Consider the following 22,913-nt stretch of genomic DNA (forward strand, 5'->3'; position numbering starts at 1 on the left):
GCAATCAAAAAAATAATAGGAATTCACACATGCCAAAGGCGAGTGATGTTAAAAAAGGTACTGCTATTGATTTTAATGGCCGAGTGCTAGTTGTAAAAGATATTGTGCGCTCTGTGCCGCAAGGCCGTGCTGGTGGCAGTTTATATCGAATGCGTTTATACGATGTAGTAACTGGCAGCAAAGTGGATGAAACATTTAAAGACAGCGATATGCTAACGCTTGCTGATTTAACACGTCGCGAAGCAATGTTGTCGTATATTGATGGCGACGAGTATGTTTTCATGGATAACGAAGATTACACGCCATATAACTTAAATAAAGATGCTATTAGCGAAGAGATTCAATTTGTAAATGAAGAAACCCAAGGTGTGCATGTTATTGTCATTGACGGTGCACCAGTAGGCCTTGATTTACCATCAAGTGTTGAGCTTGTTGTTGAAGAAACCGATCCTTCAATTAAAGGGGCTTCTGCAAGCGCTCGTTCAAAACCTGCACGTATGTCTACAGGCTTAAATATTTCTGTGCCTGAGCATATTTCAACAGGTGACCGTATTCGTATAAATACTGTTGAACATAAATTCATGGGCCGTGCTGAAAAGTAAGTTATAAACTTTAAAAAAGCCGAGCCTTAATTTAGATGGCTCGGCTTTTTTGTATGTAAGAGGTTTATTGCTGTAAATTCAACCAAAATAACGCTAGAATACACGCCTTATTTTTAGGCTATTTAATACCAATCCGTAATAATACTTAATCAATTTGAGTGATTAAATCTGACGTTAACAGCGTTAAAAATTCTGATACATGACTGCATGGATGCGGGGTAATGCAGGAGTTAAATAACGAAATTTTTGCCTTGTTATCGACACGATTTTCTTACTTCAAAATAGATCACTTAATTAAGCGAATTGGTATAGGGTGTAGATTTGTTTATTGTTTTACTAAGTTGTGTGTTTATAGCCGTGATGTATTTGGAAACGATTAAAAAAGGCATGCCAATTAAGCGATGGCTTATTTTGGCTGGTTTACTTGGGCCGGTAGCATGGTGCTTGTTTAACTTACATTATCGCCGTGCATTGGTACGAAATGTAGGGATCAAAGCATGTATATGGCGCCCTTAATTTATACCGTTCTGAATAAGTGTTGGGACAATTTAACGAATTAAATCACCCCATACCTAAGCAGATTGGTATTAACTGGAAGTCTGGTTAGCTTATTGATGCCATATTTTCAGTGTCCGTTCTAATTAGACTAGGCGCAGCTTTAGTTTGTTGTTGTTTCAAAAAATCAGTAAACTCGTCTTTAGAGAGTGGCTTAGAATAAAAGTAACCTTGTACTGTTTCACAATTCAATTTTTTTAGTATTTCAATTTGTTCAGCCTGTTCAACCCCTTCGGCAACGACATGTAAATCAAGGTTATGTGCAATCGTCACAATTGAGTCGACCATATTACGACCACGTTCATTTTTCATATCATCTATAAATGCCTTGTCTACTTTTAACGTGTTAAGTGGAAATTGTTTTAAGTACGCCAAGGAAGAGTAACCGGTGCCAAAGTCATCCATTGCTAAGTGAATCCCTCGGGCACTTAATGAGCGCATAATCGCAATGGCCTCTTTGGGATCATCCATTACAGTACCTTCGGTAATTTCAAGCTCTAAGAAATACGAAGGCAGTTCATTTTTTGTAAAATAACGTCAATGCGAGATGTTAAATCGGGTAGGCTGAATTGTTTAGCGGATAGATTAACGGCGACTCGACCACTAAATAGACCGCTATCAAGCCATTGTTTAACATCTCTGCAAGCTTTATTTAATACCACTTCACCAATTTCAATTATTTGACCTGTTTCTTCAGCTATAGGTATAAATACACCAGGGCTAATAATGCCTTTTTTAGGGGTTATAAAGCGAACCAACGCCTCCATCCCTGTTAACTTTCCGGTGCGAATATTCATTTTTGGTTGATAGTAAACCTCAAAATGATCTTCTTTTAGGCCAAAACGCATAAGGTTTTCTATTTGCAGGCGTTTAACTGCTTGGCGGTTCATCGTGTCGTTAAAAAACAGATAACTATTACCTTTCTTTTTAGCGTGATACATGGCCGTATCTGCATTTTTCAAAAGTAGTTCTGGTGTATTACCATCTTCAGGAAAGAGTACAATGCCAACGCTTGAAGTAATCGCGAGCTCATGACCAGCCATTTTAAAAGGTGTAGCAATAGCGGCTAAAAACTGTTTAGCCGTGCGGGTGATCACATGAATATCATTGGTATCAGACATTACTAGAGCAAACTCATCGCCCCCTAAACGGTAAAATACATCGTTCTCTCGGGTTAGTTTATTTAAGCGCATAGCGAGCTTTGCAAGCAGGCTATCGCCTAACTGGTGTCCTAATGAGTCGTTTATCTTTTTAAAGTTATCTAAATCGAATACAAGCAGCGCATGGTGTGAATTTTGTTTAACTAACTTATGTAAATCGGTAAAAAATAAATTTCGGTTAGGCAGGCTTGTTGTACGGTCGCGATTTGATAAATTATGCAGTTGTGATTCTGCTTTTTTACGTTCAGTTAAGTCAGAGTAAACAATCACGTAATTTGTAATTTGGTTTTGATCATTTTTAATTTCATCAATTGAAATTTCAAATGGTAGTAAAACACGTTCGCTATTACGTAGCTTTACCTCTCGTTGAATATGTTCATTCTCACGTACAATTTCGATAATTGTATCAATGAAGCCTTGTTCATAACCAGGTAAGGTAAAGTCTTTTTTAAGGTATTGTTCTCGCACACCGCCAAAGAGGGTTAAAAAACTAGGGTTTATATCAACTAACTTAAAGTTTTTGTCGTAAATAGCCAGCGCATCAGTTAGCGACTCAACACATTTTGCAAAGAGATTCAAACGCTCTTCGGTTGATTTTAACTGTGATATATCTCGTACAGTACCCGTCATTCTTAGTGGTGATAGGTTGGTATCTTTTTCTATAATTTTGCCGCGATCAAGTACCCAATGCCAACGGCCAAAGGTATCTTTAATACGATAAGTCGCTTCGAAAAAAACGGTTTTTTCTGCAAAGTGTTTTTTAAGTAAGTGTTCAACATTTGTAATATCGAGTGGGTGAATGAGACTTTTATTTGGAGGGAAACCTATTAACGTAGTTGAGTTCATCATATATTTGTCGTTTATTCGAATAACTTCCCCCGTTTTTATGTTCCAATCCCATAAAGTATCACCACTGCCTTCAACAGTACTTTTAAGGCGCCTTTCGGATAAACGAAGTTGTCGACGTGAGCGCTTAAGTTTGTGGATGACAAACAACAGATATGGCAAAGCAAGCGCTATAATGGCGCTTGCTAAAATAAGGATGGTATCTGAATTGTAATTAAATGATGACTCAAAAGCATAAAGCTTAAATGAGTAAGCAAGTAATACAACTGACAAGCTTAATTTTGTTATTATTTTGATTATCATTTTTTTATTACTTCAAATTTACAAATGATAATCTAAAACAAGCTAAACCAAGAGTCAAAGAGAATGCGAATAAACAGGCATATTTTGAGGTTTATTGTCTTTAGCTGAGCTTAAAAGCTCATATCTTGGTCGATTTTCATCAAATAGGATGACGGCATACTCTTTTATATCTTTGAGTGTTAATGCGTTTAATGCATTAAGTAACTTTTGCTGCATATTAAATTCATGATCTCTGTTGCCTATTGCAAGCCAAAAACGTTGCGAGCGTAACCGAAGGTTTTTATCTTTTTCAGCAATATGGGTCGTTAAGCCATGTTTCTGTTGCTGCCAATTTTCTTCATTAAGCTCATCGATGTTGGTTAAATATTTATTAACAAAGCTGTTATGTCTATGCATTAATGTTTTTGCGATAAACTTTGGCGATTGTATATAAAAAGCAATACCCGCACGAGTGTTAAAAGGAGCATAACCAGCCCCAACTAAATAACCTAGCTGTTGTGTGGTTCGTAACTCGTTAAAGTAGTCTTGGTTCATTAAGTGATTAAGTGCCATTAATTTAACTTTTTCGATTACACAATCAGTTTTTGCTTGATAATACACAACCATTGCATGGTCACTGCAAGGCAGCTCTAGTTCGTAGCGTGTTACTTTTTCAATTTCAAATAGCGGACGTCTTAAATCATCAATTATGGCTGCGTTTTTTAAGTGTTCGGCGACCTTTTTTTGAAAGGCTATTGCATCACTTTGCTGCCAGTTACCATGTAAAAATGATTCAACATGTAGTGCTTTAAAAAAGTCTTGTCTGAATTCATTAAATTGCTGAAAACTTGTGTTTTTTAATGCTGATGCAAGTTGGTCTGGTTGTGGATTCCAAGGCATTACTTTAGCACCTAAAATACTAAACAGTTCACTAACTGGTTTGTTTTGGTTGCTATTTCGCCAGTGCCTGACAAGTTGTTTTTTGTATTCAGCAAAACGTTTTGCACAAATGTCGACATTAAAGAGGGCGTCAAGAAGCTCATCAACTAATTCTAATTGGCTAGACGATAATCCGGCTGTATGCAGTGTTAAACCGCCTTGGTGAGATGTTAAATGGTAACTTAGCCCTGCCAGCTCCGCTGGGTAAAATTGTTCACCTACGCTATCCATAAATAAATCAGTAAATAAGCGAGTCAGTGCCATGTGTTTTACGTCTTTTACTGCAAAGTCAGAGTCCAAGGCTAAATAAAAATGGCCTTTTGCTACTCTAAAAGTATTGTCTTGCTTAAACCAAAAGTCAAAACCGGGCTCTTTTACTAAAAGTTCAGGTTTTATTTGTGGTTTTTCTACATCATATAGCACCACATTTTTTGTTAAGTAAGGGTTTGCCGTTGGCAGTAGCATATCTTTCAGTGGTTTATTTATATCACTTAAAGCATCGAGCCAGCTGGGTGATATTTTTTCAACTTTATACGGGGTGTTATACCATGCAGTTTTGTGTTCTGGTTCTACATCAGGGTGGATAAGAACAATACGCATATTATGCGGCGTTAACCATTGCATTGCGATTTCGTGGGTGGCTTTTTTAAAGCCCTCCATCAAGTAGTCGCCTTGCACATAATTGACTTCATCGTAATGTTGCATATTTATACTTAAATTACTGACCCAATCGATTAGGCGTGACTTTTCTTGATTATCGAAAGCAATTTGTAATAGGTTTTTTTATCTTGATAAAGACGAGGTAACTTCTCTGTATTGGCATTAATTAAGCAAATATATTCAAACACCATTTCAATAATGTCTTCAAAATATTCAATACCTTCGTCAGTGAGCGCCATGCTTATATTAAAATCTTTAAAGTTACTGCCGTTAATACCGCCGCCAGCTGAGAGCGCATTTATCCAACCTTGTTCTTTTAAAATAGAGTAAAGAGAACCTGCACCTTCATAACCTAATAAATGAGCAATAAAACTCACCGTTTTATGGCGATAAAAATCATCAATATTTGGCATCGCAAAACTGACAATCAGTTTTTGCATATGTTTGTGCGGCTCAATATGCAGCACTTTCCCTATATCTTGTTTACGGTAAAGTGGCTCACTGATCTCTGGTTTTTTAAGGTTGTTATTACCGTTAATTTCGTTAAAATATGTATTAGTCCAACTTTGTAAGGTGTCGAGCTCTTCATTGGCGCAAATAACTAACGTCATCCACTGGGCTTGATAAAAAGCATTAAAAAAATCCCGAAGTTCGTCACTTATACAGCGCTCCCTGTCTGCCAACGTTTGTAGATTACCAACTGAAAACTTAGCAAAAGGGTGGGCTGGATTTACCGTTTCTTTATGTGCTTGATAAATACGGCGGCCATCGTCTTTAATTTTTAGTTTAAATTCGGCTTCAATTGCGTTACGTTCTTTTTCGGTTTCGGTTGAATTTAAAAGTGGCGCAATAAAAAAGCGGCTAAATTGCTCTAATGCATTTTTAAATTCTTGATTATTAATATCAAAAAAATAGCAGGTATGCTCTGTGCCAGTCCACGCATTAGTGTTTCCACCGGCTTGAGATACATAATTATTAAAACTACCAGAGTCTGGAAATTGGTCAGTACCTAAAAAAAGCATATGTTCTAAAAAGTGTGCGAGGCCTTGTCTATCAAGAGGATCGTCAAAATGACCAGCATTTACTGCCATAGATGCAGCCGCTTTTGTTGAATCTTTATCTTGCACAAGTAGTACTTTTAGACCATTGTCCAGTGTAAGAGCTTTATATGCTCTGTTATCATTGCGACTGATATTCAAATGATGCTCCTGAAATTAAACGTTTACTTGTTAACAACAGATGATAACTTCAGGAAAGTGGAATACGACTAAAAGGTTTACCTGAATATCACGAAAGAACTATTTTAGAAAAAAATAGGTTTATGTTTTTAATATAGCGGACAAATGGGCAAATTGGCTACTGTTTTATACTCTTTAATCGGTTGATTTTTTATGAAAACAATCCTAATAATGCGCCACGGCGAAGCAACACCGATGCAGGCTGATGATGCGGCTAGAAATTTGACTCAAACGGGTCATACTGAAGCCGAGAAAATGGGCCTATGGCTTGCTAAACACTACCCACCTGATGCCTTGTTAGTTAGCCCTTACATTCGTGCTCAGCAAACTGCAGAAAACGTTGCTAAAAATGCAGAGTTTAAATTTAGCGAAACATGCAGTGATATTGTGCCTGAAGGAAAACCGCAAATAGCAGCGGATTATCTCGAAACGCTTATAGCAGCACACTCCCAATGCAACACTTGGCTTGTGGTAGCACATATGCCAATTGTGAGTTATTTAGTTGATCAATTATGCCCTGGTAACATGCCTATTTTTAATACGGGTGCCATTGCTGTAATAAGTTACGATGAAAGAACTCAACGCAGCCAGTATATGAGTATCAATGCTCCCGATAATGTATAAATTTAATTAATAATATGAGTGAAGAAATGACTATTGAACGCCTTCAAACCGGTGCGCGCATGAGCCGTATTGTAAAACATAACGGCACTGTGTATTTATGTGGGCAGGTATGCGCCGACGCGCAAAAAGATATCAAAGAACAAACTCAAACTATGCTTGATAAAGTAGAGGCGCTGCTTGATGAAGCGGGAAGTTCAAAAGAACATATGCTTAGCGCGACTATTTATGTAAAGAGCATGGAATACTTTGCTGATATGAATGCAGTATGGGATGCATGGGTAACCGAGGGTTATGCACCAGCACGTGCCTGCGTTGAAGCTAAAATGGCACGTGATGCACTGCTTGTTGAAATTTCAGTAGTTGCAGCTTTAAAAGAATAGTAGCTTTAATGAATCGCTCCCCGTTGTACTTATCACAGGCTCTAGCCGAGGTATTGGCGCAGCTACCGCACTATATTTTGCAAAGCACGGTTATAATGTTTGCATTAATTATAAAGCTGATTTAGCTAGTGCAATGTTGGTGGCAGAAAAAGTAAAGCGATTAGGCGTTGAGGCTGAAGTAATTCAAGGTGACGTATCACTAGAGGCTGACGTTTTAGCTTTATTTATGCATATAGATAAAGTCTTTGGTCGGCTTGATGTACTAATAAATAACGCTGGTATTTTAAAACCACAAATGCCTTTGTTAGAAATGAGTGCTGAGCGCATAAACGTAGTTTTGACTACAAATATTACCAGTGCTTTTTTATGTAGCCGTGAGGCTATAAAGCGAATGGGAAATGGCGGCAGTATTGTTAATGTATCATCGAGGGCTGCTAAAACGGGCTCTCCTAATGAGTACATTGATTATGCAGCATCCAAAGGTGCAATGGACACATTTACTATTGGCTTGGCAAAAGAGGTGGCAAGTAAAGGTATTCGTGTTAACTCAGTTAGACCAGGGCTTATTTACACTGATATGCATAGCGATGGTGGTGAAAAAACCGAGTCGATCGTCTTAAAAGTAAACTGCCCCTTGGCAGAGGCGGTACACCTGAGGAAGTTGCTGCAGCAATTTACTTTTTAGCTTCGGAGCAGGCTTCTTTTACAACGGGTAGCTTTGTTGATGTAGCTGGCGGTTTGTAAGCTAAAGTAATAAAGCTAGCCAAAACGTAAAGCTAATAACACTTAAGATAGTAGAAAGTACGACAGCCCCAGCAAGGGTAGCTTCATGCTGCTTTATTTGACTTGCAATAAGATAAGCATTTACGCCAACAGGGGACGCACTTAAAAGTACCAATACATTAAGTATTTGCGTGTCTAGCTCAAATACATAAGTACCTACCAATAAAACTAACGCAGGCAATAAAAATATTTTTAAAATTGATGCTATTAACGCCGGTTGCCAATTTGCAGCTATTTTATAAAAAGCTAAATTTGCACCAAGTACAAATAGTGCACAGGCAATTGCTGGTTTAGCTAATAGCTCTAAACTATTTACTAAGTCGGTAAACAGTGTAACTCCTAATATGTTTAATATAAGCCCGCACCCAATACTCAGTACTATTGGGTTTAACACCATACTTTTTCCAAAGTGCGACCACGAAAATTTATCGCTACTACCTTTAGCGCCTATTAAAAAAGTAAGTGCAAATAACAATGTGCTATGAAAAGTAATGATCATAAACGCAATGGCTATCATCTCTTTGCCAAGCGATGCAATAACAATAGGGATACCCACTAACACCATATTTGAATAGCTAGAAGCAAGTCCAAAGACACCGTGTTGTTGGTAATTTTTTAAATGTTTTTTACTTAAATAAAAACGGTCAATTAAAATACCCACCCCAAATACACTCAGAACAGGTATGTAAAAGCTCAAAAATGCAAAAAGGCTAATGCTTTGCTGTAAGTTAATTTGCGACATATTTAATAATAAAAAAGCAGGCAAACTAATATAAAAAGTAAACTTACTCAGGCCTGCAATATGCTGCTTTTCGAAAAAATTTAATCGGCAACAGCTATAACCAAGCGCAACAATAAAAATGAGCGGAAAAATAATTGAAAAAATATGCACGTAGTTACATCCTGGTAATAGCTAAAGTTAGCGTCTAAATTCATCACTTTGCGGTAAATTAATTAAAATAAGTACAGCGCCTCTACCACCATATTCGAGAGGGGCTTGATGCATCGCTATTACGTCAGGGTGCTGTACTAAGTACTGCGGTACTTTGTGCTTTAGTACACCGCCACCAATACCATGCACTACACATGCGCAATAATAATGCTGCTTTTTACACTCGTGAATGAGTCCAGCGAGTTCATCTTTAGCGAGTTCTTTATTTAAGCCATGTAAATCTAGCGTCAAATCGGGTGCAAAGTCACCACGGCGAAGCTGTTTAGCTAGGAAGGTATCTTGGCCAGGTTTTACATATTTAACCGTGCCGTGGGTGTCTATATCAGGAATATAAACGTCTGAGAAGAAAAATTCAGATTGAGCCTGCTTTTTTTGCTGGGCAAATTGCTTAGCTTGTGACACCTTAGGCTTTGTATCAAAACGATGAGTATCTTGTTTAAATACTTTGGCGCCTGTGATCGTTTGACGAAATAAGCTTATGTCGTCATTGCTTAGGGACGAATGTGATGGAGTGTCTTTTTTCATAACTATTACCTAAACAAAAAAACGTAAAAACGCAGCGCAAAAGGCGGTACAATACTTAAATGAGGGGGCAATTGTAATTTGCCCAGCGCAGATAGGCAATGCAATCGTCTTAAAGACTCAAAACAGCCAGTAAGCTAATACAGGTAAAAATATATGAGCGATTTACAAATAGAAGAAGCAACACTCGAAGAAGCCGTTGCAGAACTGTCAACTTTACATGACTGGTTACGTTGGACTACAAGCCAATTTGCAAGTAGTAGTATATTTTTTGGACACGGTACAGATAACGCATGGGATGAAGCTGTAAGCTTATTACTGCCTGCGCTTAGCTTGCCTGTTGATGCGCCAAAAGAATTAATGCACGCGCGTTTAACAAGCACAGAAAAAAACCGACTTGCGGGTCTTATTGCAGAACGTATTAACGACTGCACGCCAGTACCTTACTTAACAAACATTGCATGGTTTGCGGGTATGCCATTTTATGTTGATGAACGGGTACTTATACCTCGCTCACCATTTGCTGAGCTTATCAGTAACCGCTTTACACCCTGGCTTGAAGAGCCACAATCGGTTAACCGTATATTAGATTTATGTACGGGTTCGGGTTGTATCGCAATCGCACTTGCGCAAGCTTTTGAGCAGGCACAAGTTGATGCGGTAGATATATCGTATGAAGCGCTTGAAGTGACAGACATTAACATTAACGATTACATGTTAACTGAGCGCGTGTTACCTATTCAATCTGATGTATTTAGTGGTGTACCAGGTCAAAAATACGACCTAATAGTAGCAAACCCACCGTATGTTGATGCAGAAGATATGGCTGACCTGCCACGTGAGTTTCATCATGAACCAGAGCTTGGGCTTGCATCAGGCCACGATGGTTTAGATGTAACCCGTACTATATTAAGCGAAGCGAGTGAACATCTAACTGATAACGGTTTGTTATTTGTAGAAGTTGGTAACTCTATGGTACATATGGATGCACTGTATCCGGGCGCGCCGTTTGAATGGATTGAATTTGAACAAGGCGGCTTAGGTGTATTTGTAATTAGCAAAAGCAGCTAGATGAGTATTTTGCAAAATAAGTAAAAAATGAATAGCCAAGCCCTGTGCTTGGCTATTGGTAGTCATTAGGAATGAGGAAAGTTAATGGCAGGTAATAGCATTGGACAGTTATTTAAAGTGTCCACCTTTGGTGAGAGCCACGGCGTTGCATTAGGCGGCGTTGTTGATGGTACTCCCGCAGGTCTCGAAATCACAGAGGCCGACTTACAAATTGATTTAGATCGCCGAAAACCAGGCCAAAGCCGTTACACAACGCAGCGCCGCGAAAGCGATCAAATAAAAATATTAGCAGGCGTTTTTGAAGGTAAAACCACAGGTACTAGCATTGGTTTATTAATTGAAAACACCGATCAACGTTCGCAAGATTACGGCAAAATTAAAGATGTATTTCGCCCAGGTCATGGCGATTACACGTATTGGCATAAGTACGGCCTGCGCGATTATCGTGGTGGTGGTCGTTCGTCTGCACGCGAAACCGCGATACGCGTAGCGGCAGGCGCTATCGCTAAAAAATACTTAAAGCAATTTCATGGTATTGAAGTTAAAGCATGTTTAAGTCAGCTTGGTCCTATCAAGGCGGAAACGTTTGATTGGGATGAAGTGGAAAATAACTTATTCTTCTTCCCTGATGCAAGTAAGCTTGAAGCGCTTGACGAATATATGCGTGACCTTAAAAAGCAAGGTGACTCAGTTGGCGCTAAAGTAAAAGTAGTGGCAAGCAATGTACCTGTTGGTCTTGGTGAGCCAGTATTTGACCGTCTTGACGCCGAACTTGCGCACTCATTAATGAGTATTAACGCAGTTAAAGGCGTTGAAATTGGTGATGGCTTTGATGTGGTTGAGCAAAAAGGCTCTGAGCATCGCGACGAGCTAACCCCTGAAGGTTTTACATCAAATCATGCAGGTGGTGTACTTGCGGGTATTTCGACAGGGCAAGATATTATTGCTTCTATTGCGCTAAAACCAACGTCGAGCATTACCATCCCAGGTAACAGCATTAATACAAGCAACGAAGCGGTTGAGATGATCACCAAAGGTCGTCACGATCCGTGTGTTGGCATTCGTGCAATCCCGATTGCTGAGGCAATGATGGCTATTACATTAATGGACCATTTACTGCGTCAACGCGGACAAAATCCACATGTAAACCACGAACACGGGCCAATTAACGGCTCAGTGTAAGTGTTTATTATGAGCGCGGTTAAACCTTATGAGGCGGCCGCGCTCCTTTTAATTTAAATAAGATCAATAGCTTGTTTTGCAACCATGTAAAGCTTTTTGATCATCAAACCGAGCACCCATCTGATGAATTGCTTACTTAGCTCCTTAACTTCGTAAGTTTTTTCCCCACAAACGCAAGCATATGACCAATTAAGCCTTTTAATTCTTCAGTTAATTCTACAAATTTGACTACAGAATCAAATAAACATCGGGCAAGGGTGTCATAGAAAGTTAGTCCGAGACCTAATCCTGCTTGGACTGAAATAAAAGCGTACTGTCCTGTTTTCTTTAAAAAAGTTATTAGGCCGTCTGTAATTATTCGTTGCCATTTGAGTGAAAAGGTTACGTTGTAACGAGATGAATACTTTAAAACAGTATGATTATGATGTAGGGTCTTCAAAGAATTTTCCATACTTGCATAATCACTGTATGCAGCAACTGTATTAACGTAACCAGGTTGACTTTTTTCCATAGAGTGTGCGGCAAGACTGAAAAAGGATCCTTCATTCATAGCTGTTTGATATTCATTAGAGGTATGGCTGAATGGCCAGGCTGGTACACAAGGTACAGGATCGGCGCCATGAGTAACTCGATATTGACCGATATTAGTTGCTGCTGAGTGTATTGAATTATTTAATACTACTCTAGGCGCACCAAAAGTATACAAATTCGTAGGTATACCTTTTTTACTAGCCCAGATAGCCGTAAGCTGAGCAATAGCACCACCTAAACTGTGCCCCACAATATGCAAAAATTCTGGTTTATGTTTTTTTATATAAGAATTAAACATAGGCTCCATACTAATGAAAGCTTTCTCAAAACCTGAATGTACCTCCAAGTTTTTAGGGCCAAGGGTTGTTGCAACATTTAAGTTGGTTAGCCAATCTGCACAAGATGAGAAAACAGTACCACGAATAGCAATAATATGGTGATTTTTGAATTGTGGTGAAGCACCTTCAGCAGTCAGAGCGAAGCCTGTCGTACGGTTTAGAAGTTGGTTTATTAACCCACCACTAACGCCCTGAATTTGATTGTTAGTCACTTTAAAGTTTCTGACAAAGTCATTATGAAACTCCCCGCTGAAGTCATAGCTTTTTCTTATGTCATAAACTCTATTTGCGACAGAAGCTGCCGTACTTGGTGATATTGTTTTATTCATAGCTCAACCTTCTTCCCTGTGAAACGTTCTGTTAAATCATTCAAATCGCCATTATGGACTTCGTACTTTTCTTCACCGTTTTCCATAACCCACGTTGGGTTGTAATCTTCATCCCATCTGCAAATACTTGTCGCGGTTCTATTGAGAAATTTGTTGGTATTATTTTTAAATTCAAATCTGACTAATTGATTAGTTATTTCACACTTTAAAAACTTAAGCTTTTCGGTGAATTCAGGTAGCTCTGAAATGCCTGGTTGTGTAGCCCCCACAAACCAATAATTAAGTTGTTACCTTTCCTAATAAAAATGTTCTGGTGGACGCGATCTTCGGAAATTAATTTATTAGGGATAGAAGAAAGTATAGTTTTTCGTGGTAAATGAAAGCGCCCGTCATCACTTGTTATTACGGAATCAAGTCGTTCAACGCCATCAATGTATGTTAATGAGCGTATTATTTCTAAGTCAGCAATTGGCATGCCATTTTCTGTAACGATGCCGTTGACATCAGGACTTAAAAATACTTCTTTCTTTTTCTGAACCAGCTAAACATATCTTCTCCTTGACTAAGGGCTGGAAAAACAATAGCACAAATAAGAATTAACAAGATGGCGAATCGAGGTAAATAAATAGATTTATTCATAGGCAATCCTTGCATAATTTCCTAGATTTTAACTAAGAAAAAAATGTATGTAAAGCGAGGGGGACTTGTTTTTATAAAGTGCTTTGATAGCTATTGCAAATAAGTAATCTCTCTCAAAGTTTCCATTTATATGCATAGTTTGTATTGATTATTGATCTCGAGGTTGTTTTATTTGTTGGATCGATTTTCATGTACTTATCATGCGGGCTTGCTAACGATTTTGATCTTAAAGCCAACTTTAAGTACCAATTTATTAGTTTTGTAATTCATTTAGTATTAACACTCCCTAGTGTTTATATATAACAACATTAAATAAAAAGTAGCTATTATGAGTAAAAATATTCAACCTAAGCTCACATCCGCTGAATATGAATCAACACTGAAACGTTTGGAAAGGTTTAGTCATTTTACAGATAGCAGCATTGGCATTCCTTTTACTAAATTTAATATAGGTTTGGAGGCTGTGATTGGCTTAGTCCCTGTTATAGGTGATGCCGCAGGGCTAATTTTATCAAGCTATGTGCTTATAGAAGCGCAGCGTTTAGGTGTGAGTAAACGTATAAAGACTAAGATGATCATTAATATGCTCATTGATTTTGTGGGCGGCTTAGTGCCATTTTTTGGCGATATATTTGATGCGTTTTTAAAGCTAACACGCGTAATACACAACTATTAAAAAAGCATTTAAACAAGCAGTTAAGTGAGTAATTAATAGTTTTAAGTAACTGTTAGCAAAGAGACTTTAAACAAAATGTTGTTGGTTGTTAAATCACCTAGTAAGGTAGGAGCGTCTATTCACTTTGGTATTTACAATATGCAATTATTCATCGGTAATAAAAACTACTCCAGCTGGTCATTACGCGCATGGTATTTAATGAGTAAATTTGATGTTGAGTTTAGTGAAACCCAGCTTGTACTCGACACCCCTGATTTTTACAATGAACTAAAAAAGACCTTTGCTGTGCAAAAAGTCCCAGCGTTAATTGATGGCGATTTACAGGTATGGGATTCGCTAGCAATTTGTGAATATATTAACGATGCTTACTTATTGGGCGCTGCATGGCCAAAATATATTACCCAAAGAGCTAAAGCGCGTGCGCTAAGCGCTGAAATGCATTCAGGCTTTATGGCGCTGCGCAGCGAAATGCCAATGAATATAAGAGCTACCCGTAAAGTAGACCTATCGAGCGAAGCATTAAAAGACATAGCCCGTATAGACGAGATATTTGTACAGCAACAAGATGTGTTTCCAAATGAGTGGTTTTTTGGTGACTTTAGTATTGCTGATGCCATGTACGTCCCTATTGTATTGCGTTTAAAAACGTATCAAATTACGTTATCGCCAGAGGCGCAACAATATTGTGACTTTGTTATGCGCTGCCCAGTATTGCAAGTATGGATCACTCAGGCATTAACCGAAACCGATATTGTAGAGTGTGATGAAGCAGGAACGCCTGTATAATTATTATTTTTCATATGGCATGTTCTGTGCCTTAAAATCATAAGTTTAAACTAGGCAGCTCATGTATCTAAATCACCCAAGGTATGGCAATAAACCGATAACTACCAATACCTCAGTGACAATAGAGGCGATAGAGAATGCGCACTGGCGTTACTCGAGGCTTAAATACTTCCCTAATACGGTAATATTGGCTGATATAAAAAAGCAAAACTATTCCATTGACCCTCGGGCACTTTATGTTGATATTGAAGAGAAGTGCGAAAGTTGCTCTAAGGCATTTATTTTTTTGCTCAAGAGCAGCAATATTGGTTTGAGGTACTTGATTTTTGGGTCGATTCACACTGTACACGTTGTTTTGAATGCCGTAAGCATGCCAGATATATACTAACTTTACGTAAACGGTACGATATGTTAACTAGCTTAGCCAATAAAACCTCAAGCGAAAAAGCACAGCGTAAAGAACTTGCCAATACGCTTTACTGTTTAGGTATTATTAAAAATATCAATAAAGTGAAAGATTAATCCGCTTATATTTTACTATCACGCCTTATTTTTACTTTAAGGGTAAAAGCCCGTACAATTCGTCTCGTTTTTAGTGCGCTAATATGGCGCTGTAACCGAGACGAATTAATCAATTTTTATGCATCAAATAGCTGATCTAATTTCAATTTTTGAGCGCACTTTTTATCAAAGTCACAATACACGACTGATAAAAGGCGATTGTGAGCCTGTGTATTTACCAGCAACAGAGCAGGTGCCATATCACCAAGTTGTATTTGCGCATGGTTTTTATGCCAGTGCATTACATGAAATAGCACACTGGCTGGTGGCCGGTGATGCACGTCGGTTATTAGAAGATTACGGCTACTGGTACTGCCCAGACGGGCGCGACAAACAAAAACAAGCTGAGTTTGAAAAGGTAGAAATAAAGCCCCAAGCTATAGAGTGGTTATTAAGCACCGCAGCAGGGTTTAATTTTAATGTGTCGGTGGATAACTTAAACGGCGAGCAAACATGTCGGTTTGATTTTCAGCAGCGAGTACATGCACGGGTATTATCGCTAATCGAAAATGGCTTTAACTCTCGTACAGAGTCACTTTTAAAAGCACTGTGTGATTTTTACAATACAACGTGGCCCTTAACAGCGCAGCAATTTAATTGGCAACATCCAAAGGAGCTTTGTAATGGCGTTTAAATTAGGCTTAATTGTAAACCCTGTAGCAGGTTTAGGCGGCACAGTTGCCTTAAAAGGCAGTGATGGCGCGCACACAGCCGCTAAAGCAATTGAATTAGGTGCAGAGCCAAAAGCAAATATCCGTACAAAAGCAGCGCTTGAGGTGCTATTACCTTATAAAGAACGCTTAACTATTTACACTGTTAACGGTGACATGGGTGAGCAAACAGCAAAAGCTTTGGGCTTTAATGTAGAGGTTGTATATAACACTGCAGCAATAACAACCCCAGATGACACAGAACAAGCAGCAAAAATACTTAAAAACTCTGGTGTTGATTTAGTTTTATTTGCCGGAGGCGATGGTACAGCACGTAACATTTGCCATGCAATAGAGGATACCATTCCCGTACTTGGTATCCCCGCAGGTTGTAAAATTCATTCTGGTGTTTACGCTATCACGCCAAAGGCTGCAGGGCGCGTAGTCGAAATGCTAGTTAAAGGTGAGTTAGTTACCTTAGCCGATGCAGATGTAATGGATATAGATGAAGATGCTTTCAGGCAAGGTACAGTAAAAGCCAAACGCTACGGTGAAATGCAAACACCTAGCGAAGTACGCTATATGCAAGCGGTTAAAAATGGCGGTAAAGAAACCGACGAACTCGTACTTGCCGACATTGCAGCGCATGTTGTATCGCAAATGGATGAAGACACATTTTATATTATGGGTAGCGGCTCAACGGTTGAAGCCATAATGGAAGAAATGGGTCTTGAAAATACGTTACTTGGCGTTGACTTAATAAAAGATCAAACCTTAGTTGCCCAAGATTTAACGGCTAAGCAATTGCTTGAGCTTACACATGATCAAAGTACTAAGTTAGTCATTACGCTCATTGGCGGGCAAGGGCATATATTTGGCCGTGGTAACCAGCAATTGAGTCCTGTGCTTATACGTGCAATTGGTAAAGAAAACATTATTGTAGTAGCAACAAAAACAAAACTACAAGCGCTTAATGGCCGCCCCCTTATTTGTGATACAGGCGATGGCGAATTAGATGATGAATTAACCGGTTATATTAAAGTAACCACCGGATTTAACGACCATATTATGTATGCAGTAGGGCACCAAAACCTTGAAAATACAGGTGCTTTGCAAAACTAGGAGATTAATAAATGAGTTTAGTGAACTATATCGATGCAGCCCAGCAGTACTTCGATGATTTAGTAATAAAAGCAACTGACGATGAGTTATTTGCAGGCGGCTATTTACGAGGCCACTATGATCTTGCAGTAGGCTATGCCGAAGTAGAAAAGCTAACAATTAGTATCGATGAGCTAAACGAAACAGTAGAGCAAAGCTTAGTTAAAGCATATCGCAACGGCGAGCTTAACCAAGAAGACAAAACATTAGTTGCACGCTTGTGGGATGAAGTTAAAGCCCTCGCTTAACCCTAAGTGGCAAAAAAACACGATTTGTTTATCACTATCGTGTTTTTTTGTGCCAAAAATTTTTAAAGTAAATCCTCATGTTAATTTACTGTTTCTTTTTTGTGAGGTATTGTTACTGAAATAAACTTTAGGAGCGGTAAAAATGAATAATAATCAAGACGCTTTACCTTCAGGGGTCGTTGCGCGTTTTTTAAATTTTGTTGAGCGGGTTGGGAATAAGCTTCCAGATCCAGCCGTAATATTTCTATTTGCAATGTTATTAATTTGGTTGTTGTCGTGGTGGTTTTCAGGCGTAAGTTTTGATGCAATAGACCCACGTACCGGTGAAGCGATTATTATTAATAATATGCTGGCAAGTGATTCGCTTGCTACCTTTTTATCCTCTATGGTAAAAACCTTTACTGGCTTCGCTCCCTTAGGTGTCGTTTTAGTAGCTATGTTAGGTGTCGGTGTTGCAGAGCATTCGGGCTTTATTAATACCGGCCTTAAGTTAATGCTTAAAGTTACTCCTAAAAAGCTATTAACGCCTTCAATCATTTTAGTGGCCATTGTGAGCCATACCGCTACTGACGCAGGTTATGTATTAGTTATTCCACTTGCCGGTGTTATATTTTATGCTGCAGGACGCCATCCGCTTGCGGGTATTGCAGCTGCATTTGCAGGAGTCAGTGGTGGTTTTGGGGCTAACTTTATTCCATCAGGTATCGACCCATTACTACAAAGCTTTACCCAAAGTGCGGCGCAAATAATTAATCCTGCAATAACAATTAACCCGTTAAATAACTGGGCATTTGCTTCAGCATCTAGCTTATTTATTGTGGCATTAGGCTGGTACATTACCGATAAAATTATTGAACCACGTTTACAAAAAACAGCGGTTGATGGTGTTAAAGAGGATTTACCTGTATTTGAAGATGCACGTGGTGATGAAAAACGGGCCTTTTATATAGCCAGTACCGTGATGATTACAGGGCTTGCGTTATTAGCATTTGTTTCTGCTCCAGACGATTCTGCAATGCGCAGTATTGATGGATCCCTTACTAATTTTAGCTCTCCTTTAATGCAATCAATTGTACCACTAATATTTTTACTTTTTTGGATTCCAGGCACTGTATATGGTTTTACGGTAGGTACCTTTAAAACTTCAAAAGATATGATTGATGCTATGAGTAAAGCGATGAGCGGCATGGCATATTATATAGTCATGGCGTTTTTCTGTTCGCTATTTATTGCTGCATTTAGTAAATCAAATTTAGGTGCACTGCTCGCAATTGAAGGTGCGCAGTTATTAAAGGCGATGGAATTGCCAAGTGCAGTAACGGTTGTAGGCATTATCTTTTTAACTGGCTTTGTTAACTTGTTTGTAGGTTCAAGTTCAGCAAAATGGGCGTTACTTGGCCCCATTTTTGTGCCGATGTTAATGCAACTTGGCATTTCGCCAGACTTAACTCAAGCCGCTTATCGTGTAGGTGACTCAAGCTCTAATATTATTACACCGTTAATGCCATACTTCCCATTAGTGGTAGTGTACTGTCAAAAGTATGTCAAAAGCACAGGTATAGGCACTTTAATTGCTATTATGCTACCGTACTCAATCGCCTTTATGATTGGCTGGAGTATCTTTTTATTAGGTTACTGGGCACTTGGTATTCCTTTAGGTTTAGATGCAAGCTACATTTATCCAGCATTGCCTTAACCTAAACATTTAAAAACCTCACTCACTTGAGTGAGGTTTTTAAATAAAAGTCCTGTAATGTAAAAATGAGTCTAAGTTACCTTTCTAAATCTCTCACTATATAGCCAAATAAGCTGGCCTCTCCAACAATATACACATAATCATTTTTGTTGTTCATTATTGTAGACTTATCGTCATACCACCTAAAATCATGAATCTTATTCGTTTTAGGGTCTTTGAAGTATAAACGAGTACAGCTATCTTCATACTCAGTGCCACACTCTTGTACATCGGTCAGGATGTATTCTTTATACCAATAGTCGCCTTGCGTGTAGTAAGCCCATAATTTAATAGGATCAGAGATAAAAACATAGAGTATTCCAAAGATTAATAAAGGGGATAATGGGTACATGAAAATGGATGCTAATTTTATTTTAGTATCTGAGAAATTGTATTTAAGTGATTCTCTATATTTACTGCAGCGTTTATATTTATTGAAAATAAGTATATTTAAATAGATAAATAGTGCACAACAGATAATAGGGAGGGTTATAAAGAAAACAACGTCGTATAGTTCATTTGAGATGAATGGTGGATCTGTAAAGTCCATTAAAATAGGAAGAGTGATGCATAATAAAATGGGGAGTATTATTGCTACAAGGAGCAAGTTGTCGTAAATCTTTTTCAATTTTTAATTCGTCCGTGAATTATAGCCTTTGTCTAGTTTACAGAATTTTTGTTATTTTAAAAATCAGAGAAATGTATTTATAGGCATTAAGCAGCCCGAACTCAGGCTAAAAAAACTATCTCAAGCCGCTATTGAATTGACGCGAAAGTTTACCTTGTTTTCATTGTAGCAACAGCTTAAAAACAAAAAAACCTTGTCACTTTCGTGGCAAGGTTTTTTTATTAAAGAGTCGTTGCTTATTTAGCAGTGAAGCTTACTGGGCGACGTTCTTTACGAGGACCGCTGCGCTTATCACCGCGTGCGCCGTCATCTTTATTAAAGCTGCGTTTCTTATCACCAGCTGGACGCTCAGAGCGTTCGCCACGTGGTTCAGCAGGACCTTGATCAGTTGTAATTGTTAAGCCCATAGGGCGTTTACAAATAAACACTTTTTGGAAGTGATCAAGTACATCTTTAGGCATGTTTTGCGGTAATTGAACCGTGCTGTGATTGTCGTGTAGACGAATATCACCAATAAACTTGCTTGAGATGTCAGCTTCGTTAGCGATAGCGCCAACAATGTTTTTAACCTGAACACCATGTTCACGACCTACTTCGATACGGTACGTATCCATAGGACCTGCATCACGGCTGTTACGTTCGCGAGGTTTACGCTCAGCGCGTTCACCACCACGTTCACCGCCACGTTCGTTACGACGTCCACGGTCACCACGGTCGTTGCGTGAATTACGGTCGTTACGCTCGTTACGTTCACGAGGTTGAATCTTAACTTCTTCAACTTTAATTGGCGACTGTTGCTGTGCTAAACACAGTAACGCACCCGCTAAGCTTTCAAGAGGAAGGTCAAGTTTTTCAGCCATGTTAGTAGCTACTTCATTGAAGAACGTGATGTCTTTATTTTCAAGCGCAATAGTTAATTTTGCTTGTAACGCTTCGATACGTTTTTCTTCAACAATTTTTGCTGTAGGTAATTCAACTTGAGCAATTTCAGACTTTGTATGACGAATGATATTTTTAAGTAAATAACGTTCGTTATGTTTTACGAATAAGATTGCTTTACCAGTACGACCAGCACGACCTGTACGGCCGATACGGTGAACGTAGGCTTCAGAATCTTGTGGGATATCGTAGTTGATAACTAAGCTTAAACGGTCAACATCTAGACCACGAGCTGCTACATCTGTTGCAATAACAATGTTTAGCATGCCACTTTTTAAGCGATCTACAGTGCGTTCACGTGCTTGCTGGTTCATGTCACCGTTAAGTGGAGCAGCAGAGAAACCTTCGCGCTCTAATAACTCAGCAAGTTGTACTGTATCGTTACGTGTACGAACGAAAACAATAGCACCTTCATATTGCTCAGCTTCTAAGAAGCGAACAATTGCTTTATTTTTATGTACGCTTGCATTCCAAAACACTTGCTCAACAGATGATACTGTAGAGTTACGCGCAGAGATATGAACCTGTTCAGGATTGTTCATATATTTGCTGCTGATGTTTTGAATTTGCTTAGGCATAGTCGCAGAGAAAAGACATGTTTGCTTTTCGCGCGGAGTTTTTTCCATGATGTTTTCTACATCATCGATAAAGCCCATACGTAACATTTCATCGGCTTCATCAAGTACAAGTGCTTGTAGAGCATCAAACTTGATAGTGCCACGGTTAATGTGATCGATTAAACGACCTGGAGTTGCAACAATAACCTGAGCGCCACGACGAAGTGCGCTTAATTGGATACTGTAGCTTTGGCCACCATAGAGTGCCAATACTTCAATACCACGAACATGTTTAGCATATTGTTCGAATGCCTCAGCAACTTGGATCGCAAGCTCACGTGTTGGTGTGAGTACAAGGATCTGTGGCTGTTTCACAGACGGGTCAATATTATTTAGTAATGGCAGTGCAAATGCTGCGGTTTTACCTGTACCCGTTTGAGCTAGTCCCAGTACGTCCTTTCTTTCTAGCAATAACGGTATACATTGAGCTTGGATTTCAGATGGTGTCTTGTAACCCAACTCTTCAACTGCCTTCAAAATTGCAGGAGAAAGATTTAGAGATTCAAACGTGACTGGTTCTGACATTAATACGCCTCAACGAATTTAAAGAGGCGCGCATTATATAGGATTCGCGAGGCAAATGCTTGTATAAATTGAAACTAATTTCTATGTGTTTGATGTTGGTCGAAATTTAACCAGTTCAATATTGGGTTTATTGATCTGGTTAACATATTTAATACAAAGCTTATTTATACAAGCCTAGGTTTTCTTTTGCGTAAGCTTCAAATTCGGTAAATCCACCAATGTGATTTTGATCCACAAAAATTTGCGGCACTGTTGGGCAAGGTTTGCCTGCTGACTTTTCAAGATCGGCCTTACTAATGCCTTCTTTAATTATATCGATGTAACGAAATTTAAAGTCATCACGTTCATTTGTTAATTGCTCTGCTACGTCTTTGGCGCGTACACAAAATGGGCAGCCTTCACGGCCAAAAATTACTGTTAGCATAATGCTCTCCTTTATTTGATTGATATCAGTTTAAATGATTAAAAAATATTTTAAAGCGCAAAAAATCGATTGGACTGTTCTAATAAAGCATAAATACAGGAAGTCACCCCAATATGCTTCGCATTATGATTTTTAAAATGCGAATACGGCTAAAGTGTTTTTAATATTAATTTTTAAGTTATTGAATATATTCAATAAAGAATGTTTATAAATGTGGCATGTAACTTGACTTAAGCTAAGTATACAAAGTTACATAAGGTATATATGAATACTCAAAGCCATATTTTAAAAATTATCCAAGGGGTAATAGGTAAATACTGCGAAACACAA

The 22,913-nt window shown here is 38.6% G+C and carries 18 protein-coding genes and 6 pseudogenes; 14 read left to right on the forward strand and 10 right to left on the reverse strand.

The window, feature by feature from the left end:
* Window positions 1-29 precede the first annotated feature (29 nt).
* Window positions 30-602, forward strand: a complete 573-nt coding sequence (efpL, locus tag P4S71_RS14860; protein WP_007377734.1) for an elongation factor P-like protein EfpL — start codon at window positions 30-32, stop codon at window positions 600-602.
* 321 nt (window positions 603-923) lie between these two features.
* Window positions 924-1,118: a hypothetical protein gene (locus P4S71_RS14865; protein WP_033016303.1), complete on the forward strand. Its 195-nt coding sequence runs from the start codon at window positions 924-926 to the stop codon at window positions 1,116-1,118.
* An 87-nt stretch (window positions 1,119-1,205) separates the two neighbouring features.
* Here the strand turns inward: P4S71_RS14865 and P4S71_RS14870 are convergent.
* Window positions 1,206-3,466 (reverse strand): annotated as a pseudogene (locus P4S71_RS14870) (EAL domain-containing protein).
* A 54-nt stretch (window positions 3,467-3,520) separates the two neighbouring features.
* A pseudogene (locus tag P4S71_RS14875) lies at window positions 3,521-6,243 on the reverse strand (insulinase family protein).
* Between the two features lie 192 nt (window positions 6,244-6,435).
* Between P4S71_RS14875 and sixA the strand changes: the two are divergent.
* The 3 genes and pseudogenes from sixA (at window position 6,436) to P4S71_RS14890 (ending at window position 8,030) form a co-directional block, all read left to right on the forward strand.
* Entirely contained in the window at window positions 6,436-6,906 is a 471-nt protein-coding gene (sixA, locus tag P4S71_RS14880) for a phosphohistidine phosphatase SixA (protein ID WP_337150918.1), read from the forward strand.
* A gap of 26 nt (window positions 6,907-6,932) precedes the next feature.
* Window positions 6,933-7,286 carry a RidA family protein gene (locus tag P4S71_RS14885; protein WP_024591642.1) on the forward strand — a complete coding sequence of 118 codons (354 nt, stop codon included), beginning with the start codon at window positions 6,933-6,935 and terminating at the stop codon, window positions 7,284-7,286.
* Between the two features lie 31 nt (window positions 7,287-7,317).
* Window positions 7,318-8,030, forward strand: a pseudogene (locus P4S71_RS14890) (SDR family oxidoreductase).
* Between the two features lies 1 nt (window position 8,031).
* Here the strand turns inward: P4S71_RS14890 and P4S71_RS14895 are convergent.
* Both P4S71_RS14895 and smrB read right to left on the reverse strand, forming a co-directional pair.
* Window positions 8,032-8,961 carry an AEC family transporter gene (locus tag P4S71_RS14895; protein ID WP_337150919.1) on the reverse strand — a complete coding sequence of 310 codons (930 nt, stop codon included), beginning with the start codon at window positions 8,959-8,961 and terminating at the stop codon, window positions 8,032-8,034.
* Between the two features lie 27 nt (window positions 8,962-8,988).
* Window positions 8,989-9,546 (reverse strand): endonuclease SmrB, encoded by a 558-nt coding sequence (gene smrB / locus P4S71_RS14900; RefSeq protein WP_007377742.1) that lies wholly within the window; start codon window positions 9,544-9,546, stop codon window positions 8,989-8,991.
* A gap of 153 nt (window positions 9,547-9,699) precedes the next feature.
* Between smrB and prmB the strand changes: the two are divergent.
* Together prmB and aroC are read left to right on the forward strand one after the other, a co-directional pair.
* Window positions 9,700-10,634 (forward strand): annotated as a pseudogene (gene prmB / locus P4S71_RS14905) (50S ribosomal protein L3 N(5)-glutamine methyltransferase).
* A 64-nt stretch (window positions 10,635-10,698) separates the two neighbouring features.
* The gene (gene aroC, locus P4S71_RS14910; RefSeq protein WP_008138551.1) at window positions 10,699-11,796 is read left to right on the forward strand and encodes a chorismate synthase; all 1,098 of its coding nucleotides are present in this window, start codon (window positions 10,699-10,701) and stop codon (window positions 11,794-11,796) included.
* A 136-nt stretch (window positions 11,797-11,932) separates the two neighbouring features.
* Here the strand turns inward: aroC and P4S71_RS14915 are convergent, their stop codons facing one another.
* The 3 genes from P4S71_RS14915 to P4S71_RS14925 are packed head-to-tail and all read right to left on the reverse strand — an operon-like array spanning window position 11,933 to window position 13,469.
* Window positions 11,933-12,994, reverse strand: coding sequence for a lipase family protein (locus P4S71_RS14915; protein WP_337150920.1), 1,062 nt, complete (start codon window positions 12,992-12,994; stop codon window positions 11,933-11,935).
* Window positions 12,991-13,263: a hypothetical protein gene (locus P4S71_RS14920; RefSeq protein ID WP_337150921.1), complete on the reverse strand. Its 273-nt coding sequence runs from the start codon at window positions 13,261-13,263 to the stop codon at window positions 12,991-12,993. Before P4S71_RS14920 ends, P4S71_RS14915 begins: the two co-directional genes overlap by 4 nt.
* The gene (locus P4S71_RS14925; RefSeq protein WP_337150922.1) at window positions 13,200-13,469 is read right to left on the reverse strand and encodes a DUF6795 domain-containing protein; all 270 of its coding nucleotides are present in this window, start codon (window positions 13,467-13,469) and stop codon (window positions 13,200-13,202) included. The genes P4S71_RS14920 and P4S71_RS14925 overlap by 64 nt, the downstream gene beginning before the upstream one ends.
* A 492-nt stretch (window positions 13,470-13,961) precedes the next feature.
* Between P4S71_RS14925 and P4S71_RS14930 the strand changes: the two are divergent.
* From P4S71_RS14930 to P4S71_RS14960, 7 genes and pseudogenes are all read left to right on the forward strand, one after another.
* Window positions 13,962-14,341, forward strand: a pseudogene (locus tag P4S71_RS14930) (DUF4112 domain-containing protein).
* Window positions 14,342-14,447: 106 nt separating this feature from the next.
* Window positions 14,448-15,095, forward strand: a complete 648-nt coding sequence (locus P4S71_RS14935; protein WP_337151633.1) for a glutathione S-transferase family protein — start codon at window positions 14,448-14,450, stop codon at window positions 15,093-15,095.
* A gap of 276 nt (window positions 15,096-15,371) precedes the next feature.
* Window positions 15,372-15,434, forward strand: a pseudogene (locus tag P4S71_RS14940) (zinc-ribbon domain containing protein); the annotation flags it as partial.
* A 301-nt stretch (window positions 15,435-15,735) separates the two neighbouring features.
* Window positions 15,736-16,290: an elongation factor P hydroxylase gene (locus P4S71_RS14945; RefSeq protein ID WP_033028255.1), complete on the forward strand. Its 555-nt coding sequence runs from the start codon at window positions 15,736-15,738 to the stop codon at window positions 16,288-16,290.
* Window positions 16,280-17,428, forward strand: a complete 1,149-nt coding sequence (locus P4S71_RS14950) for an ATP-NAD kinase family protein (protein ID WP_337150923.1) — start codon at window positions 16,280-16,282, stop codon at window positions 17,426-17,428. Before P4S71_RS14945 ends, P4S71_RS14950 begins: the two co-directional genes overlap by 11 nt.
* Window positions 17,429-17,439: 11 nt before the next feature.
* On the forward strand, window positions 17,440-17,715 hold the full coding sequence (locus tag P4S71_RS14955) for a YfcL family protein (RefSeq protein WP_337150924.1): 276 nt from the start codon (window positions 17,440-17,442) through the stop codon (window positions 17,713-17,715).
* Between the two features lie 142 nt (window positions 17,716-17,857).
* On the forward strand, window positions 17,858-19,411 hold the full coding sequence (locus P4S71_RS14960; RefSeq protein WP_337150925.1) for an AbgT family transporter: 1,554 nt from the start codon (window positions 17,858-17,860) through the stop codon (window positions 19,409-19,411).
* Window positions 19,412-19,487: 76 nt separating this feature from the next.
* Here P4S71_RS14960 and P4S71_RS14965 read toward each other — a convergent pair whose 3' ends face one another.
* From P4S71_RS14965 to P4S71_RS14975, 3 genes are all read right to left on the reverse strand, one after another.
* Window positions 19,488-20,078 carry a hypothetical protein gene (locus P4S71_RS14965; protein ID WP_337150926.1) on the reverse strand — a complete coding sequence of 197 codons (591 nt, stop codon included), beginning with the start codon at window positions 20,076-20,078 and terminating at the stop codon, window positions 19,488-19,490.
* Between the two features lie 236 nt (window positions 20,079-20,314).
* On the reverse strand, window positions 20,315-22,159 hold the full coding sequence (locus tag P4S71_RS14970; protein WP_007378970.1) for a DEAD/DEAH box helicase: 1,845 nt from the start codon (window positions 22,157-22,159) through the stop codon (window positions 20,315-20,317).
* 160 nt (window positions 22,160-22,319) lie between these two features.
* A complete protein-coding gene (locus P4S71_RS14975) occupies window positions 22,320-22,583 on the reverse strand; it encodes a GrxA family glutaredoxin (RefSeq protein WP_007378969.1) in 264 nt (87 codons plus the stop codon).
* Window positions 22,584-22,913 lie beyond the last annotated feature (330 nt).

This window comes from Pseudoalteromonas sp. B62 (genome assembly GCF_037162565.1).
In the GTDB taxonomy this organism is placed as follows: Bacteria; Pseudomonadota; Gammaproteobacteria; order Enterobacterales; family Alteromonadaceae; genus Pseudoalteromonas; species Pseudoalteromonas fuliginea.

Coding starts and splice junctions, on each gene's coding strand:
- efpL (WP_007377734.1), top strand. CDS start 30: ATGCCAAAGGCGAGTGATGTTAAAAAAGGTACTGCTATTGATTTTAAT.
- sixA (WP_337150918.1), top strand. CDS start 6,436: ATGAAAACAATCCTAATAATGCGCCACGGCGAAGCAACACCGATGCAG.
- P4S71_RS14885 (WP_024591642.1), top strand. CDS start 6,933: ATGACTATTGAACGCCTTCAAACCGGTGCGCGCATGAGCCGTATTGTA.
- smrB (WP_007377742.1), bottom strand. CDS start 9,546: ATGAAAAAAGACACTCCATCACATTCGTCCCTAAGCAATGACGACATA.
- aroC (WP_008138551.1), top strand. CDS start 10,699: ATGGCAGGTAATAGCATTGGACAGTTATTTAAAGTGTCCACCTTTGGT.
- P4S71_RS14915 (WP_337150920.1), bottom strand. CDS start 12,994: ATGAATAAAACAATATCACCAAGTACGGCAGCTTCTGTCGCAAATAGA.
- P4S71_RS14925 (WP_337150922.1), bottom strand. CDS start 13,469: ATGCCAATTGCTGACTTAGAAATAATACGCTCATTAACATACATTGAT.
- P4S71_RS14935 (WP_337151633.1), top strand. CDS start 14,448: ATGCAATTATTCATCGGTAATAAAAACTACTCCAGCTGGTCATTACGC.
- P4S71_RS14945 (WP_033028255.1), top strand. CDS start 15,736: ATGCATCAAATAGCTGATCTAATTTCAATTTTTGAGCGCACTTTTTAT.
- P4S71_RS14950 (WP_337150923.1), top strand. CDS start 16,280: ATGGCGTTTAAATTAGGCTTAATTGTAAACCCTGTAGCAGGTTTAGGC.
- P4S71_RS14955 (WP_337150924.1), top strand. CDS start 17,440: ATGAGTTTAGTGAACTATATCGATGCAGCCCAGCAGTACTTCGATGAT.
- P4S71_RS14960 (WP_337150925.1), top strand. CDS start 17,858: ATGAATAATAATCAAGACGCTTTACCTTCAGGGGTCGTTGCGCGTTTT.
- P4S71_RS14970 (WP_007378970.1), bottom strand. CDS start 22,159: ATGTCAGAACCAGTCACGTTTGAATCTCTAAATCTTTCTCCTGCAATT.
- P4S71_RS14975 (WP_007378969.1), bottom strand. CDS start 22,583: ATGCTAACAGTAATTTTTGGCCGTGAAGGCTGCCCATTTTGTGTACGC.